General features: G+C 59.7%; 18 protein-coding genes. 9 read left to right on the forward strand and 9 right to left on the reverse strand.

Annotated elements, in window-relative coordinates; all coding sequences use genetic code 11:
* Positions 1-30: 30 nt before the first annotated feature.
* The 4 genes from purL to grxD all read left to right on the forward strand — a co-directional run bounded on the left by purL (position 31) and on the right by grxD (position 3,140).
* Positions 31-2,190 carry a phosphoribosylformylglycinamidine synthase subunit PurL gene (gene purL, locus BMZ35_RS13470; RefSeq protein WP_093094372.1) on the forward strand — a complete coding sequence of 720 codons (2,160 nt, stop codon included), beginning with the start codon at positions 31-33 and terminating at the stop codon, positions 2,188-2,190.
* A gap of 118 nt (positions 2,191-2,308) precedes the next feature.
* Positions 2,309-2,545: a BolA/IbaG family iron-sulfur metabolism protein gene (locus BMZ35_RS13475; RefSeq protein ID WP_093094373.1), complete on the forward strand. Its 237-nt coding sequence runs from the start codon at positions 2,309-2,311 to the stop codon at positions 2,543-2,545.
* Positions 2,545-2,781, forward strand: coding sequence for a hypothetical protein (locus tag BMZ35_RS13480; protein WP_093094374.1), 237 nt, complete (start codon positions 2,545-2,547; stop codon positions 2,779-2,781). Before BMZ35_RS13475 ends, BMZ35_RS13480 begins: the two co-directional genes overlap by 1 nt.
* Complete coding sequence (gene grxD, locus BMZ35_RS13485; protein ID WP_093094375.1) at positions 2,778-3,140, forward strand: Grx4 family monothiol glutaredoxin; 363 nt, start codon at positions 2,778-2,780, stop codon at positions 3,138-3,140. Before BMZ35_RS13480 ends, grxD begins: the two co-directional genes overlap by 4 nt.
* Before the next feature lie 65 nt (positions 3,141-3,205).
* Here grxD and BMZ35_RS13490 read toward each other — a convergent pair whose 3' ends face one another.
* The 3 genes from BMZ35_RS13490 to BMZ35_RS20945 form a co-directional block, all read right to left on the reverse strand.
* Positions 3,206-3,739 (reverse strand): cytochrome b, encoded by a 534-nt coding sequence (locus tag BMZ35_RS13490; protein ID WP_165610080.1) that lies wholly within the window; start codon positions 3,737-3,739, stop codon positions 3,206-3,208.
* Between the two features lie 123 nt (positions 3,740-3,862).
* On the reverse strand, positions 3,863-4,258 hold the full coding sequence (locus tag BMZ35_RS13495; RefSeq protein ID WP_093094377.1) for a cell division protein ZapA: 396 nt from the start codon (positions 4,256-4,258) through the stop codon (positions 3,863-3,865).
* The gene (locus BMZ35_RS20945; protein ID WP_165610081.1) at positions 4,258-4,932 is read right to left on the reverse strand and encodes a hypothetical protein; all 675 of its coding nucleotides are present in this window, start codon (positions 4,930-4,932) and stop codon (positions 4,258-4,260) included. Before BMZ35_RS20945 ends, BMZ35_RS13495 begins: the two co-directional genes overlap by 1 nt.
* 233 nt (positions 4,933-5,165) lie before the next feature.
* Between BMZ35_RS20945 and tkt the strand changes: the two genes are divergently transcribed.
* The 3 genes from tkt (at position 5,166) to BMZ35_RS13515 (ending at position 9,034) form a co-directional block, all read left to right on the forward strand.
* Complete coding sequence (tkt, locus tag BMZ35_RS13505; protein WP_093094379.1) at positions 5,166-7,184, forward strand: transketolase; 2,019 nt, start codon at positions 5,166-5,168, stop codon at positions 7,182-7,184.
* Positions 7,185-7,366: 182 nt separating this feature from the next.
* The gene (locus BMZ35_RS13510; protein ID WP_093094380.1) at positions 7,367-8,095 is read left to right on the forward strand and encodes an SDR family NAD(P)-dependent oxidoreductase; all 729 of its coding nucleotides are present in this window, start codon (positions 7,367-7,369) and stop codon (positions 8,093-8,095) included.
* A 327-nt stretch (positions 8,096-8,422) separates the two neighbouring features.
* Entirely contained in the window at positions 8,423-9,034 is a 612-nt protein-coding gene (locus BMZ35_RS13515; RefSeq protein ID WP_131814375.1) for a hypothetical protein, read from the forward strand.
* Between the two features lie 275 nt (positions 9,035-9,309).
* Here BMZ35_RS13515 and BMZ35_RS13520 read toward each other — a convergent pair whose 3' ends face one another.
* Entirely contained in the window at positions 9,310-9,933 is a 624-nt protein-coding gene (locus BMZ35_RS13520; RefSeq protein WP_093094382.1) for a 2OG-Fe(II) oxygenase family protein, read from the reverse strand.
* 304 nt (positions 9,934-10,237) lie between these two features.
* On the opposite strand from BMZ35_RS13520, the gene BMZ35_RS13525 reads away from it, so the two are divergent.
* Both BMZ35_RS13525 and BMZ35_RS13530 read left to right on the forward strand, forming a co-directional pair.
* Positions 10,238-10,648 carry a hypothetical protein gene (locus tag BMZ35_RS13525; RefSeq protein ID WP_093094383.1) on the forward strand — a complete coding sequence of 137 codons (411 nt, stop codon included), beginning with the start codon at positions 10,238-10,240 and terminating at the stop codon, positions 10,646-10,648.
* Between the two features lie 35 nt (positions 10,649-10,683).
* The gene (locus BMZ35_RS13530; protein ID WP_131814377.1) at positions 10,684-11,184 is read left to right on the forward strand and encodes a helix-turn-helix transcriptional regulator; all 501 of its coding nucleotides are present in this window, start codon (positions 10,684-10,686) and stop codon (positions 11,182-11,184) included.
* A 207-nt stretch (positions 11,185-11,391) separates the two neighbouring features.
* Here the strand turns inward: BMZ35_RS13530 and cysK are convergent, their stop codons facing one another.
* The 5 genes from cysK to BMZ35_RS13555 form a co-directional block, all read right to left on the reverse strand.
* Positions 11,392-12,459: a cysteine synthase A gene (cysK, locus tag BMZ35_RS13535; RefSeq protein ID WP_093094385.1), complete on the reverse strand. Its 1,068-nt coding sequence runs from the start codon at positions 12,457-12,459 to the stop codon at positions 11,392-11,394.
* Between the two features lie 79 nt (positions 12,460-12,538).
* The gene (locus tag BMZ35_RS13540; RefSeq protein WP_093094386.1) at positions 12,539-13,498 is read right to left on the reverse strand and encodes a DUF808 domain-containing protein; all 960 of its coding nucleotides are present in this window, start codon (positions 13,496-13,498) and stop codon (positions 12,539-12,541) included.
* A gap of 355 nt (positions 13,499-13,853) precedes the next feature.
* Positions 13,854-14,351, reverse strand: a complete 498-nt coding sequence (gene coaD / locus BMZ35_RS13545) for a pantetheine-phosphate adenylyltransferase (protein ID WP_093094387.1) — start codon at positions 14,349-14,351, stop codon at positions 13,854-13,856.
* Positions 14,352-14,459: 108 nt separating this feature from the next.
* Positions 14,460-14,894 (reverse strand): CBS domain-containing protein, encoded by a 435-nt coding sequence (locus BMZ35_RS13550; RefSeq protein ID WP_093094388.1) that lies wholly within the window; start codon positions 14,892-14,894, stop codon positions 14,460-14,462.
* A 59-nt stretch (positions 14,895-14,953) separates the two neighbouring features.
* The gene (locus BMZ35_RS13555) at positions 14,954-15,850 is read right to left on the reverse strand and encodes a LysR family transcriptional regulator (protein WP_093094389.1); all 897 of its coding nucleotides are present in this window, start codon (positions 15,848-15,850) and stop codon (positions 14,954-14,956) included.
* Positions 15,851-15,898: the final 48 nt, after the last annotated feature.

Raw genomic sequence — 15,898 nt, forward strand, 5'->3', positions numbered from 1 at the left:
CCCAAACATGCCTTTGGGGAATCGACTGTCATGCAGGAACCGGCCATCACCACCGATCTCATCGAAGCACACGGGCTCAAGCCCGACGAGTACGCGCTGATCCTCGAGATCATCGGCCGTGAACCCACCTTCACCGAGCTTGGCATCTTCTCGGCGATGTGGAACGAGCACTGCTCCTACAAGTCCTCCAAGAAATGGCTGCGCACCCTGCCCACCGACGGCCCGCAGGTGATCTGCGGCCCCGGCGAGAACGCGGGGATTGTCGATATTGGCGATGGCGACGCCGTGGTTTTCAAAATGGAAAGCCACAACCACCCCTCCTATATCGAACCCTATCAAGGTGCGGCCACCGGTGTGGGCGGCATCCTGCGTGATGTCTTCACCATGGGCGCACGTCCCATCGCGGCGATGAACTCGCTTTCCTTTGGCGAAACCAGCCACCCCAAGACCCGCCAGCTGGTCAACGGTGTCGTCGAAGGCGTCGGCGGTTACGGCAACTGTTTCGGCGTCCCCACCGTGGGTGGCGAAGTCCGCTTCCACCCCGCCTATAACGGCAACTGTCTTGTCAACGCCTTCGCCGCAGGGATCGCCAAGACCGACAGCATCTTCTACTCGGCCGCATCGGGCGTCGGCATGCCCGTCGTCTATCTCGGCGCCAAAACCGGCCGCGACGGTGTTGGCGGCGCGACCATGGCCTCGGCCGAATTTGACGACACGATCGAGGAAAAGCGCCCCACCGTTCAGGTTGGTGACCCCTTCACCGAAAAACGCCTGATGGAAGCGACACTCGAGCTGATGCAGACCGGCGCCGTGATCTCGATTCAGGACATGGGCGCAGCCGGTCTCACCTGCTCCGCCGTGGAAATGGGTGACAAGGGGCAACTGGGCGTCAAGCTCAACCTCGAAGACGTGCCCCAGCGCGAAGACAACATGACCGCTTACGAGATGATGCTCTCGGAAAGCCAGGAACGCATGCTCATGGTCCTCAAGCCCGAGCTTGAAGCCGAAGCCCGCGCCGTGTTCGAGAAATGGGACCTCGACTTTGCCATCGTCGGTGAAACGATTGCCGAAGACCGCTTCCTGATCATGCATAACGGCGAAGTGAAAGCCGACCTGCCGCTGTCGCCTCTCTCGGGCCGCGCCCCGGAATACGACCGCCCATGGGTCGAAACTCCTGCCGCCGAAGAACTCGCCGACGTGCCCCAGATCGACCCGATCGACGGGCTCAAGGGCCTGATTTCCTCGCCCAACTACGCGGGCAAACAGTGGGTCTATGAACAATATGACACCATGGTCATGGCCGACAGCGCCCGCCTGCCCGGTCAAGGCGCAGGCATCATCCGCGTGCACGGCACCGACAAGAAACTGGCCTTCACCTCTGACGTGACCCCGCGCTACGTACGCGCCAACCCGGTCGAGGGCGGCAAACAGGCGGTGGCCGAAGCCTTCCGCAACCTCTCTGCCGTGGGCGCCAAGCCGCTCGCCACTACCGACAACCTGAACTTCGGCAACCCCGAAAAGCCCGAGATCATGGGCCAGTTCGTCGGTGCCATCAAGGGTATCGGCGCCGCCGTGGCCGCGCTCGATATGCCGATCGTCTCGGGCAACGTGTCGCTCTATAACGAGACCGACGGCTCCGCCATCCTGCCCACCCCCACCATCGGTGCCGTGGGCCTGATTGCCGCCGACGAAGAGCCGATCAACGGCACCGCGCGCGACGGTCATGTCGCCCTCGTCATCGGCGAAACCAAGGGGCATCTGGGTCAGTCGGCCCTTCTGGCAGAGGTGTTCAACCGCGAAGACGGCGATGCGCCGCATGTCGATCTTGACGCCGAGCGCCGCAACGGCGAATTCATCCGCGCCAACCGCGCAATGATCAAGGCCTGCACGGACCTCGCAGATGGTGGCCTGGCGCTGGCCGCCTTCGAAATGGCCGAAGCCGCCGGTGTGGGCGTCCAGATCGACAGCGACGACACCGCCACGCTCTTTGGTGAGGACCAGGCGCGCTATCTCGTGGCCTGCAACTTCGATCAGGCCGAGGCGCTGATGATCGCCGCAGGTCAGGCTGGGGTTCCGATCACCTCCGTGGGCAAATTCACCGGCGATCAGGTCTGGTTCGGCAAGTCCGGCGCGCCGCTGGAGGAACTGGCGACGCTGTTCCGTGCAAGCTTCGCCGAGTCGATTGGTTGACCCGCCCGCAAATGGGTATTTTTGACCATTAAGAAGAGGCAGGTGGCCGTTTTGGCCGCTTGCACCTGTCTTTGCGCGCGCCTAAATTCATAGGCAACAACCAACAAGGGATAAATCCATGGCCGTTCTCGCTTCTGACATCGAAGCCCTGATCCGCGAAAGCTTCCCCGATGCCAAGATCACTGTCGTCGGGGATGACGGGGTGCATTTCTCTGCCGAGGTGATCGACGAAAGTTTCCGCGGCAAGAACCGCGTGCAACAACAGCGCGCCGTCATGGCCGCGCTCAAGGGCAAGATGGACGGCTCGAATGGCGAGATTCACGCCCTCGGCCTGACCACAAAGGCGCCCGACTGATGAACACTGCGCTTCTGCTCATTGGCATCGTGATCCTTTTGGTGGTTGTCGCCGCCGGGATCGAAGCCTATGTCAGAGGCCAGACAAGACGCCCCCTTGCCCAAAGCCGTCCCACACGGGTCATGCACAGGGCGCCGGGGCAGCTTGCAACCGATACCAGCCTGCTTCAGGACATCCTCGAAGACAGCCCACGCCGAAAACAGGGCAGCGCCCTGAAAGAAAGATCAGGATCATGACCGACGCAAAAACCCGCATCGACGAAACCGTGAAAGCCAATGACGTGGTGCTTTACATGAAGGGCACCAAGGACATGCCGCAGTGCGGGTTCTCGTCCCGCGTGGCCGGCGTGCTCAACTACATGGGCGTCGACTACACCGATGTGAACGTGCTGGCCGACGAAGAAATCCGCCAGGGCATCAAGGACTATTCCGACTGGCCCACCATCCCCCAGCTCTACATCAAGGGCGAGTTTGTGGGCGGTTGCGACATCATCACGGAAATGACCCTTTCGGGCGAGCTTGACACCATGTTCGACGACAACGGTGTCGCCTATGACAAGGAAGCCGCTGACCGCATTCGCGAAGCTAACGGCTGATCCCGTCAGATCCAGCAACAGAACATCAAACCCCGGTCCCTTCGGACCGGGGTTTTTCTTTGCGCCTAGATACGTCCCGTCATGCGCGCCATGGTGCTGTCCCGATCCATCAGCGCATGTTTCACCGCCCCCAGCACATGCAGCAGCACCGCCGCGATCATCAGCATCGCAAAAAGCCCATGCGCGATATGGCCAATCTCGTTCAGCAGGCCGATTTTTGGCCCCGCCGGGAACGTGAACAGCCCGAAGAACCCGGTTTCACGCCCACCGAAATAGCTCATGAGCAGCCCGGACACCGGCATCACCACGATCCCGACCAGCAACAGCCAATGTATCAGGTGTGCCAGCCGCGCCTGCCATCCTCCATGCAGGCTTGGCAGGAACCCCTGCCGCAACCGCCACGCCACGCGCCAGCTGCCCAGCATCAGGATCAACAGCCCAAAGGACTTGTGCAGCCCCACCATCGCCCCCTTGTCCGGCCCGTCGGGCATAATCTTGAAGACGTAAATCCCCATGATCAGCATCGCGATCATCAACAGCGCGACACCCCAATGATTGATCCGGCTGACCCGGTCATAAACTTGTGCTGAAAGGCTCATTCGTATCTCCTGTATCCGGCAAATCCTCTTGCCTGATACGGGGCACGCCCTCCCTTCCGTCGCCCCAAAAACAAAAAAGCCGGGCATCCCGGCCCGGCTTGTTCCATTTTCCATCCCTCTGGGTCACCCGGCGGCCTTCTCCTCGACCTCGGCAGCCAGCGCTTCGGCCCGCGCCGCCAGTTCGGCAAGGGTTTCGCTCACTTCGACCGGAATGGTCGGCACCTCGACCTTCTGCGGTTCGGGCGCGGGCGCGTTGCGCAATGCGTCCAGCTCCTTTTGCTGCTCGGCCAGCTTGGCCTCCAACTCGCGCAGCTTGTCTTCCACACCAGCCGTTTTGTCCGCAAGCATCAACCCCGCCATCAACAGCATCCGCGCTTCGGGAATGCGCCCGGTCTGGCTGGTCAGCACCTGTGCCTCGGTATCCAGCATCTTGGCCGCGCTTTGCAGGTAATGCTGTTCGCCGTCCTGACAGGCCACCTCGAACACGCGCCCGCCGATTTCGATTTCCACCTCAGGCATTATCCATCCCCCATGACTTCGCCATCCTGCGCGGGCGCGGCCTTCTGACCCGCCAGAAGCGGGCGCAGACCGGACAGAATCACATCCGTTTCCACCAAGTCGGTCTCACGCAGCGTCTGCAGCGTTTCCAGCTCCGTACGCAGCGAAGCATTGATCAGTTCCGGATCGGACACGCCCTTTTCCGCCGCTTCACGCAGGCGCTGGTTGTTTTCGCGGATATTGCGCGTCATCCGACGCATCCGGCGCAGGCGCTGGGCCAGGTCTTCCATTGTCTCGCGGGTTGCCTGCAAATCCTCTTCCGACACCGCGGGCGCGGCCTCGGCAGCCGCTGTCTGTGCCGCCTCAAGCGCTGCCTCGGCCTCGGCGCGGGATTGCTCGGCCTTCTCTCTGGCAGCTTCGGCCTCGGCCCTGGCCGCCTCGGCCGCATCCGCCGCTTCCCGCGCCGCACCCAGATCGCTTTCCAGCGCTTCCTGTCGCCCGGTCAAAGCCTTGATACGTTCCTCAAGCTGCTGCCCGGCAAGCTTTTCGTCCTCAAGTGCGCGCTCAAGCTGGTCAAGCTTGGCCTCCCCGTCCGACGGCGCGGCGGCGGGTGCGGATGACAGCGCCTCGATCCCCCGGCCAATGCGGTCCATTGCGGCGCTGATCCTGTTTTCAAGATCACTGATGTCACTCATATGCCTCGTCCTCGTTCTTTTTCGGGGTTTGGTGCCCCAAGGGTCGTGCCTGTCACAAAAGCCCTGCGAATCGGCCCCCAACCGTCTTGGCTTGATATTAGCCAAAGCCCCGGGAAAATGCGCCCCCATATACATCAAGCACTTGGCGGGGGATGCAACCCTCAATGCTTGCACTTCACACATAGGCTGTTATTGAGCACGCGATCCAAATTCCCAAGCAGAGGAACGCAGCCGTGGATATCCAAGCCCTGCGCGAAAAGAACCCAGACCACTGGATGAAGGCCACCGCCATCCGGGCCCTAGCCCTTGATGCAGTTGCCGCCGCAAATTCCGGCCATTCCGGTATGCCGATGGGCATGGCAGATGTCGCGACCGTGCTTTTCGAAAAGCACATGAAGTTCGACGTTTCCGCCCCCAAATGGGCCGATCGTGACCGTTTCATTCTGTCTGCCGGCCACGGCTCGATGCTGATCTATTCGCTGCTCTATCTCATGGGCGATGCGCAGGTCACGCTGGAGCAAATCAAGAATTTCCGCCAGATGGGTGCACTGACCGCAGGCCACCCGGAAAACTTCCTGTTGGACGCCGTGGAAACCACCACCGGCCCGCTGGGTCAGGGCATCGCCAATGCCGTTGGCTTCGCCATGGCCGAAGAGATGCAGCGCGCCCAGTACGGCCGCAAGATCGTGGATCACAACACCTATGTGATCGCCGGTGACGGCTGCCTGATGGAAGGCATCAGCCAGGAAGCGATTGGTCTGGCCGGGCGCCACCAGCTGGGCAAGCTGATCGTGCTCTGGGACAACAACAACATCACCATCGACGGCACCGTCGAACTGTCTGACCGCACCAATCAGGTTCAGCGCTTCAAGGCCTCTGGCTGGCATGTACAGGAAATCGACGGCCACGACCCCGAAGCCATCGACGCCGCGATCACCGCCGCCAAGAAAACCAAGAAACCCTCGATGATCGCGTGCAAGACGCATATCGCCATCGGCCACGCGGCACAGGACACGTCCAAGGGCCACGGCGCCCTGACCGACGCGGATCAGCTGGCCGCCGCCAAGGAGCTCTACGGCTGGCCCGGCGGCGCCTTCGACGTCCCGGCCGACGTCAAGGCCCAGTGGGAAGCCATCGGTGCCCGCGGTGCTGCCGACCGCGCAGAGTGGGAAGCCCGCTTTGCCGAAGTGTCCAAACAGAAACAGGACCGGTTTAACCGCGCCTACGCGCTGGAGACCCCGAAAAAGCTTTCTGCCGCCATCAAGGCCCTGAAAAAGCAGGTTTCCGAAGACCAGCCTTCCGTGGCCACCCGCAAATCCTCGGAAATGGCACTGGCAGTGATCAACCCGATCATGCCCGAAACCGTGGGCGGCTCGGCTGACCTCACCGGTTCCAACAACACGCTCACGGCGGATCTCGGTGTGTTTGATACCGACAACCGCAAGGGCCGCTATGTCTACTGGGGCATCCGCGAACACGGCATGGCCGCCGCGATGAACGGCATGGCCCTGCATGGCGGTGTCCGGCCCTACGGCGGCACATTCTTCTGCTTCACCGATTACGCGCGCCCCTCGATGCGTCTGGCCGCGCTGATGAAGATCCCCACCGTGTTCGTCATGACCCATGACAGCATCGGCGTGGGCGAAGACGGCCCCACCCACCAGCCTGTCGAACACCTCGCCATCTGCCGCGCGACGCCGAACACCTATGTGTTCCGCCCCGCCGACACCGTGGAAACCGCCGAGGCCTGGGAGATTGCGATCTCCTCCAAGGAAACGCCTTCGGTCATGGCGCTGACCCGTCAGAACCTGCCCACCGTGCGCACCGAACACAAGCTTGCCAACCTGACCTCCAAAGGCGCCTATGTGCTCGCCGAGGCGGAAGGCACGCGTCAGGCCATTCTGATCGCCACCGGCTCCGAAGTTGCCACCGCGATGGAAGCCAAGGCGCTGCTCGAAGCCGAGGGCATCGGCACGCGCGTGGTCTCCATGCCCTGTATGGAGCTTTTCGCTCAGCAGGACGAAACCTATCGCCGCAAGGTCCTCCCTGCAGGTGCAGCCGTCCGCGTCGGTATCGAAGCCGCCGTGCGTCAGGGTTGGGACCAGTGGCTTCTGGGCGAACGCGCCCGTCCGGGCAAGTCCGACTTCGTCGGCATGGACCGCTTCGGCGCCTCCGCCCCGGCAGGCGAGCTGTTCGAGAAATTCGGCATCACCGCCCAGAACGTCGCGGACAAGGTCAAGGCCCTGCTCTGACCCCTGCCCGACACGAGACACCACAAGGCGCCCCAGCGGGGCGCCTTTTTTTTGCGAAATGCCAAGCAGGACAGCGCGCAGCCCAACATCCACCTTTCGGCCGTAGACACCCCCGAAACACCTTGTCTTGATACTCCCGCCAACTATGCTGCGGCCCATCGGGATCAGGAGCTGAAGGCGACATGCAAAAAAACCTGCTGTTGACAGGCGCGAGCCGGGGAATCGGACATGCAACGGTCAAAAGGTTTGCGGAAGAAGGCTGGCGGGTTTTGACCTGCTCTCGTCAGCCCTTCGACACAAGTTGCCCTTGGCCGGGCGGTGAAGAGAACCACATTCAACTTGATCTCTCCGAGCCGATTTCAACGATTGAAGCAGTCGAAGTAATTAAGGACAGACTCGACGGTCGCCTCGATGCGCTGGTGAATAACGCCGGCATTTCTCCAAAAGGCGTGGACGGCGCGCGATTGAACGCGATTGACACGGACCTGACCGACTGGGGAAAAGTGTTTCATGTCAACTTCTTCGCGCCGATTGTCCTCGCCCGCGGGCTGAGACACGAGCTTGAGAAAGCGCAAGGGGCCATCGTAAACGTCACCTCGATCGCTGGCTCTCGCATTCATCCATTTGCCGGGGCCGCCTACGCGACATCCAAGGCAGCACTGGCTGCGTTGACCCGCGAAATGGCGCATGACTTCGGACCGCTTGGCGTGCGCGTCAATGCCATTGCTCCCGGGGAAATTGAAACGTCGATCCTGTCTCCGGGAACGGACAGGATCGTCGAAAAACTGCCCATGCGTCGTATTGGACAAACCTCGGAAGTCGCAGATGTGATCTATTTCCTGTGTTCGGATCAGTCCAGCTACGTCACGGGCACCGAGATCGAAATCAACGGTGGACAACACATCCAGTAAACAGCCCGAGTCGGTGAACGCTCGTTTCAGGTTTTCCTAAGGCCCTTTCCCCCTTCCCGCTCCCATCAGCCATTTAACGCTCGCTTTGGCAATCTGCGGGGTACGCGTTTTGTCCGCCCTGCACGCTCGCATCGTATCGCATCCGTAAACCAGCGGTTTCCCGCCTTGATATTGAATATCAATTGAGGACATGCCCAGTTACCCACAAGATCGAAAGATCCCCCGGTCCACCGAGGCAAGCTTTATCTTCGCAAGACTTGGAACCGGAGTCCGACGTAGAGCGTTGGGAATGAGACATTGTTGACCTGCGATGACAAGGAGCGAGTCATGAGAATTATTGCGACAACAACGGCGGTCGTGCTGATGGCCACACAGGCCTTTGCCGGGTCCTACGAAACACGCTGCGAAACAAAATCTGTGCCCTATCAGGAAAAGGTCAAAGGCGGCAGCCCCGAGCGGGTCATCGGCGGCGCCGTTATCGGCGGCGTGGTCGGACGGGTCGTGACCGACGAGAATGCCGGTGCTGCCGCCGGGGCCATCGTCGGCGGTGTCATCGCCAATGAAACCGCCAAGAAAACCGTTACCAAATACCGGGACGTCGAGACCTGCACAAATGTATTCGTGCCCGAGCGCATTAGCGATGAAAACACGCTGCGCGGCGTGCTGCAGGACCTGAACGCAGGAAGATCGGTCAGCAAGGAACTGACCATGGACGCCCAGTACACGATTGGCGTCGGCTATGACGGCAAATGGGGGCCGAAATCCAAACTGGCCGCCGAGAAATATCTGGCGAACCTCTCGCCCGACGCGCCGCTGTATTCACTCGTCGTCAACGATGTGGTCATCGTCAGCTCCGCTGATGCCAACGCGATTGACGAGATCAAGGCCGCCCTCTTCCGGGCAGGGGTCGACTCGCAAATCTTCGTCGATCTGCAATGACGCTGTAGCATCGGATCAAAGAACCTACCGCCGCACCGGCCAATCCGACTTCGCCGGAATGGACCGCTTCGGCGCATCGGCCCGGTCAGGCAGGTTGTTCGAGGAATTCGGCATCACCGCACCCAATGTGGCGGACAGGGTCAACGCCCTGCTCTGATCATTTCAGGATACGAGACACGAAAAAGGCGCCCTCATCGGGGCGCCTTTTTTATAAATTTTCCAGTAACTTACCATGCCATCTAAGCGCTCTACCCTGCAAGAGATCGGGTTGGTGACTAGCTCTTGGCTTTGCGTCGGAAGGTTGCGTTAAAGGCGATACTCACTCTCTCTTCGTCGCTCTGATTTGGGTGAACCCAATGCACGAGGTACGAAGGAAACAAGATCAATTCACCAACAGATGGCCGAAAGCTCTTCTTCGTTTGAAAAGCCCCTGCGCCGAGGATCTTCCAATGTTGGAGATCCGATCGTGGATCAAGAAACTCGATCATTCCCGAAGAACCTTCTTCGACATCTGGCTGCGCAACATAGTAGACACCGGACCAGTGCGCGCCTGGATGGGTATGAGGGGCGTTATACCCACCTGTCGGATTTGCATTCATCCATGCAAAGAGTTTCAGGTGGAAATTCTCATGGTCGAAATTTTCGTTTACCTTGCTCGTGAGTTGCAAAACAGCGCTCTGTGCCGCGTCGCGCAACCTTTGAATGCTTGGGGCATCGTTCTCGAACAAATTGCCTTCAGAGTGCCACCCGCCGCGGTTAGATTTTGACACACCGGGGCTCGCTTCCCGCAGTCGCTCGCCCTCCATCAAGAGAGCAGCGTTCAAAACCGCGCAATCCTGGACCTTGAACCGAATGACCGGTGTGGAGAATAGCTTCTGGTATTTTGTCTGGTGTATCATTTTCCGGTTCTTCTGGTTTCATTCCAAATCTTAAGTTTTCACGACGCTGGCTCTTATTGCCAAGATCAAACAAAGGGCTTTTCTGGTTTCCGGTACCGAGCGTTCGCGTCTTTTCCTTGACGCCCTTCGGTATCCACAAGCGCGGCAAACCAGAAAATATCTCTTTGGATGAATGCAACCCATTTCATCCAAAGTTATATTCCTTGGGCACCCTTTTCGATGCTTGTTTGTTGCAACAAAAATCCAAAGGAAAGGAAACACAATGCGAGCTAGAAAGATCCTGTTAAGTACGTCGTTTGTCTTGATGGCAAGCACAGCACTGTCGCAGACGTCAAGAGACCAGATTATCGACGAGCTGACGCAACAAGGCTTCAAGCACATCGAGATTAGTCGCACACTGTTCGGCAACACCCGCTTTGAAGCGACGGGACCAGGTATCGAACGCGAAATTGTTCTTGGAAAAGACGGAACCATCGTTCGTGACAGATCGGAATCCGATGATGAGTATGATGATGACGAGGTCGATGACGACGAAAGCGATGACAGCGAAAGCGATGACAGCGAAGGCGACGATAAGGGTGATGACGACGGCGAAGGAGACGGCGAGGGCGATAGCGACGGCGAAGGAGATGGCGACGGCGATGGTGATAGCGACGGCGAAGGAGACAGTGACGGCGACGGCGAAGGAGATGGCGATGGCGAAGGCGATGACTAAACTATGTCAAAACACTTCAGTTGCTGGACTTAGCTTTGAGCGATAACAGGCCGATCGACCGAACATTTTATGCAGGGGTGGCGCTCTACACCGCCTCTGCATTCGCTTTTCTTTCCGAGTTGGTCGGAGAGATTTCAGGCTATTACCTATTCAGCGCCAGTTGGATGGTTCACGAAATCATATCACTCGCGACCTTTTTCGGCTTCACAGTTGGTGGGTTTCTTATTTGGCGCAGCTACCAGTTCTCGCAAAAAAGCCGCGAGGAAATTGAAAGACTATTGCGATCTGCCCAAGGTGAATTTTTTGAAATGCTAAACCTGCAGTTCGGCAGGTGGCAATTGACTGAAGCCGAAAGGGATGTCGCATTACTCACCGTGAAAGGCATGACAGTCAACGAGATAGCAGAGCTTCGCAACACAAGCCCGGGCACAATCAAGGCGCAGAACAATTCGATATATCGAAAAGCCGACGTAAAAAGCCGAACGCAATTACTGGGGAAACTGATAGACAGGCTTTTGATCGAGCATCAACTCTAACTGCTTTGATCGCAATCACACTTTCGCGGTCTTTGCGACGCGCCACAAAGCAGAATGCATCTAAGCCGCCAAACTCAGGACCATTTTTGGTGCGCAGGGAACGTCGCCGCGAACACGCTGATTTTGAATTGGCTTCTCGTCCTCCAATCTCAACATCCCATGCAAAGGGCGCCACATCGGGGAACCCTTCGCTTGAAAGTGCCCTACCTACATCTGCGCTGAAGGCGTCGAGGACGAAATCGCCCGTTCTTCCTCGGTCATCTCTTCCTCGATCCCCTCAAACAACGGTGTCGACAGATACCGCTCCCCGGTATCTGGCAACATAACCAGCATCACCGACCCTTCCGGCGCGGTCTCGGCCATCTTCATCGCCGTGGCAAAACTTGCCCCCCCGGAAATCCCGGTAAAGATCCCCTCCTCCGCCGCCAATCGCCGCGACCACGTGATCCCGTCCGCCCCGGCAATCGGCACCAGTTCGTCGTAATAGCCCTTGTCCAGCGCCTCCTGCAGCACCCATGGAATGAAATCCGGCGTCCAGCCCTGGATCGGGTGGGGCTCGAAATCAGGGTGGCTCTCGGTCGGCTGATGATCGGCATTGCGCGTGTTCACGTAACCCGATCCGACAATCGCTGCATTCGCAGGCTCGGTCAGGATGATCTTGGTCTCGGGCCGCTCCTTGCGCAACACCCGTGCCACCCCGGACACGGTGCCTCCGGTGCCATACCCGCTCACGAAATAATCCAGTCGCCCCCCATCAAAATCCCCAAGGATCTCGCGCGCCGTGGTGTTCTCGTGCATGTCCGCATTGGCCGCCGTCTCGAACTGGCTCGCCAGGAACCATCCGTTTTCCTCGGCCAGCTCCTTGGCCTTGGTATACATGCCAAACCCCTTCTGCGCGCGCGGCGTCAACACCACCTTGGCCCCGAGAAACCGCATCAGCTTGCGCCGCTCGACCGAAAAACTGTCCGCCATGGTCACAACCAAGGGATAGCCCTTGGCCGCACAAACCATCGCCAACCCGATCCCGGTATTACCCGAGGTCGCCTCGACCACGGTCTGCCCCGGTTTCAACTTCCCCTCGCGCTCTGCCGCCTCGATGATATTGAGCGCCAGCCGGTCCTTGACAGACCCCGCCGGGTTGAACGCCTCGAACTTCACGAACACGGTCACATGCTCGGGCGCGATCCTGTTGACGCGGATACAAGGCGTGTCCCCCACCGTGTCCAGAACGCTGTCAAACAGGCGGCCCCGCCCCGTAGTCTGCCGGATGGTCATGGTCTGATCCTTTCATTGTCCCACCCCAGAATACACGAAAAGGCCCCGCGACCTATATCCGGCATTATTGGAACTTAGGTCAGTGGGCCTCCTCACCGCGGAATATCCCGGCCACCGTGCTCACCACCGGAATGAGCCCCAGCCCCAGCGCCAGCCCGAACACACCATCCATCGCTGCCTTCGCAATCCACTCAACCGCACCGGTCCATTCGGCGGGCACCGCGTGACCAACGGCATAGGCCCAATCGTGAATGTGGTGCCCGAGCCAGCCAAAGCCCAGCTCCTCCAGCCCGTGCACCACGATCGATCCACCAACCCACAGCATCGCCGCCGTACCCACGATGGTCAGCAGCTTCATGAAAACCGGCATCCCCCGAACCAGCCCGCGCCCAACGGCCCGAGTCAGCCCAAACCGCCCTCCGGCATACATGGCAAGGCCCACATCATCCATCTTCACGATCAACGCGACCGAACCATAGACCGCCACGGTGATCCCCACCCCGGCCATGGCCAGCGTCGCCGCCTCCATCCAGAAATTGCTTTCAGGAATGCCCGACAGGATGATCGTCATGATCTCGGCGGAAAGGATGAAATCCGTCTTTATGGCCCCGGCGGCCTTCTGCTCTTCCAGATGCACCGGGTCGCCCGCCTCGTCCTCCTTGAACACATGATGACCGGCATCGCTATGAAACAGCGCATGCGCGATCTTCTCAGCCCCTTCAAAACACAGATAGGCGCCGCCCAGCATGAGCAAGGGCGCAATCAGCCAAGGCGCAAAATTTGCCAGCAGCAACGCGGCGGGCAACAGGATCAAGAGCTTGTTGCGGATCGACCCCTTGGCGATCTTCCAGATGATCGGCAGTTCGCGCCTGGCTTCGAACCCGTGCACATATTTCGGCGTCACCGCGGCATCGTCAATCACCGCCCCCGCCGCCTTGGCGCTGGCCTTGGCCGCACCCGCCGCCACATCGTCGATCGAGGCCGCCGCAACCTTGGCAATCCCCGCCACGTCGTCAAGCAATGCCAGCAATCCACTCATGTCTTTCGCCCCTGTTCGCCCTGTTACGCCGTCTTCGCCACCCTGACCCGCCCGGCCCAAACGTGCAAGACCCCCGCCCAGCGTTGCGCATCGCATCAGGCGCGCGCGCCGTTAACCTCGGAAAACCGCCACTGCATACCGACGCAATACCGACGTGATACCGACCCGATACCGAAAACAAAAATTGCGTCTTTCCCGCCTGTTAACTGTGATTCTCCAAGGATCACGCCTGCGCGCCGTCAGCACCGCATGAACCTGCCCCGGCGCGGCGCGTTCACACCCCGTTCATCTTCATTTTGCCAAAAATACTCAAAAGCGCGCCGACAGCGCCAGCCGAGACCTGCGAGGTTAACCCTCAGCCTTTGCCCAAACGCTCCATCAGCGCCGTATTCACGGGCGGCGTGACGAACTTCGACACGTCCCCGTCCAGCCGCGCGATTTCCTTGACCAGCTTGCTGGCAATCGCCTGGTGTTTGAGATCGGCCATCAGGAACACGGTTTCAATGCTGTCATCCAGGGCGCGATTCATGCCAACCATTTGATATTCATACTCGAAATCGGTCACAGCCCGCAGCCCGCGCACGATGATCTGCGCGCCGACATCCTTTGCGCAATCAATCAGCAGGTTCTCGAACGGATGCGCCACGATCTCGGTCCCGGTCTCCTTGGACAGGGCCGCACATTCCGCCTCGATCATCGCCACCCGTTCTTCCAGCGAAAACAATGGCCCCTTGTCCCGGTTGATCGCGACTCCAATGACCAGCCGGTCCACAAGCACGGCGGCCCGCCGGATGATGTCGATATGCCCGAGGGTGATCGGGTCAAATGTGCCCGGATACAGCGCTGTTCGCATTTCAAAACTCCGCAAATCACTCGCGCGCACGCAACATTATTGCGTGCGCGATTGCAAGTGGACATTCTGACATGGGTATTCCTACGGGGTAGACCGCGTCACCGGGCCTCAGTGGCCCATGATCATGCCTTCAAGCGCATCTTTTTCCATGGCCAGTTCGCTGAGCCGCGCCTTAACCGCATCCCCCAAAGAAATAAGGCCCACGAGCTTACCGTCTTCCATGACCGGCATGTGACGGAACCGGCCCGCCGTCATCTTTTCCAGCACGGTCACAGCGTCGTCATTGCGCCCACAGGTCACGAGTTCGGTCGTCATGTAGTCATCGACCGTGTCCCCCATGCAGCCCACGCCCTTGCGCGCGAGTTCCCGCACGATATCGCGCTCCGACAGGATGCCCGCCGGGGTTTCACCATCGGGTGACACGACCACGGTCCCGATCCCTTTTTCCGCAAGGATTCCCGCCGCCTCGGACACCAACGTCCCGGGCTTCACCGTCAAGACCCCTTCCGAGCCCTTCGACTTGAGAATTTGGTGAACAAGCATAGGCGGACCTCCCTAAAAATAATTCGTAAAATCAAGCGTTGCCGCAAGAATCGGTCTTGTCAAGTTTGTGCTTCCAGTCTGGCGACTTCCTGTCGCAACCCATCGCACAATGCTTGCGAAAAACGGTTCATCCGTTCTAGCCGCCGATCATCCGCGTGACGGATCAGATAAAAGCTGCGCGTCAGCGAAACCTGCTCCGGCAGAACCTTGATCAGCGCCTTGGCTGAAGGGATCGCGAAATCATGCACTATCCCGATCCCTGCCCCGCGCCGGACCCAGTTGAACTGCACGGAGGCCGAGTTTGACGCCAGCCGCACCCGCTCCACCCCGGTTTCATGCAGATAGTCCAGTTCCTTGTCGAAAATCATGTCCGGAATGTATCCCACGACCATGTGGTGCCTCAGATCTTCCAGCGTGTTGATGGGGGGGTGCTGTTTCAGGTACCAGCGCGCCGCCGCCAGGTGCAGCTTGTAGTCGGCAATCTTCTGCACTGTCAGCCGTCCTGCGGTTGGGGCGCTTACGGCCACGACAAGATCGGCCTCCCGGCGCGACAGGCTCACAACGCGGGGCAAGGCGACGATCTGGATTTCAAGGTCGGGATTGTCTTCGGCAATCTTGGCGCAAACCTGTGGCAACAGGTAATTTGCCGCCCCGTCCGGCGCACCGATACGGATTTGCCCCGACAATCCAGAGGTTTGACCAACGATCTCCTCGGCGGCTTCCTCGAGCGACTGCTCCATGCGCACCGCATGCCCCATGAGCCTCTGCCCGGCATCCGTCAGTGCATAACCCGTTGGTGACTTGGCAAAAAGTGGCATTCCATAGGCCGCTTCGAGCCGCGCCACCCTCCGCCCCACCGTTGCCGGGTCCACCGACAATTGCCGCCCCGCCGCCGAAAGACTCTCCTCGCGGGCCACGGCAAGAAAGACTTTCAGGTCATCCCAGTTCGTCTTCATTCACCCCCCTTGCATTTTTGCAATGCCGTTTTGAAAACATGTCCCTTT

It is taken from the genome of Shimia aestuarii (assembly GCF_900114635.1).
Classification (GTDB): domain Bacteria; phylum Pseudomonadota; class Alphaproteobacteria; order Rhodobacterales; family Rhodobacteraceae; genus Shimia; species Shimia aestuarii.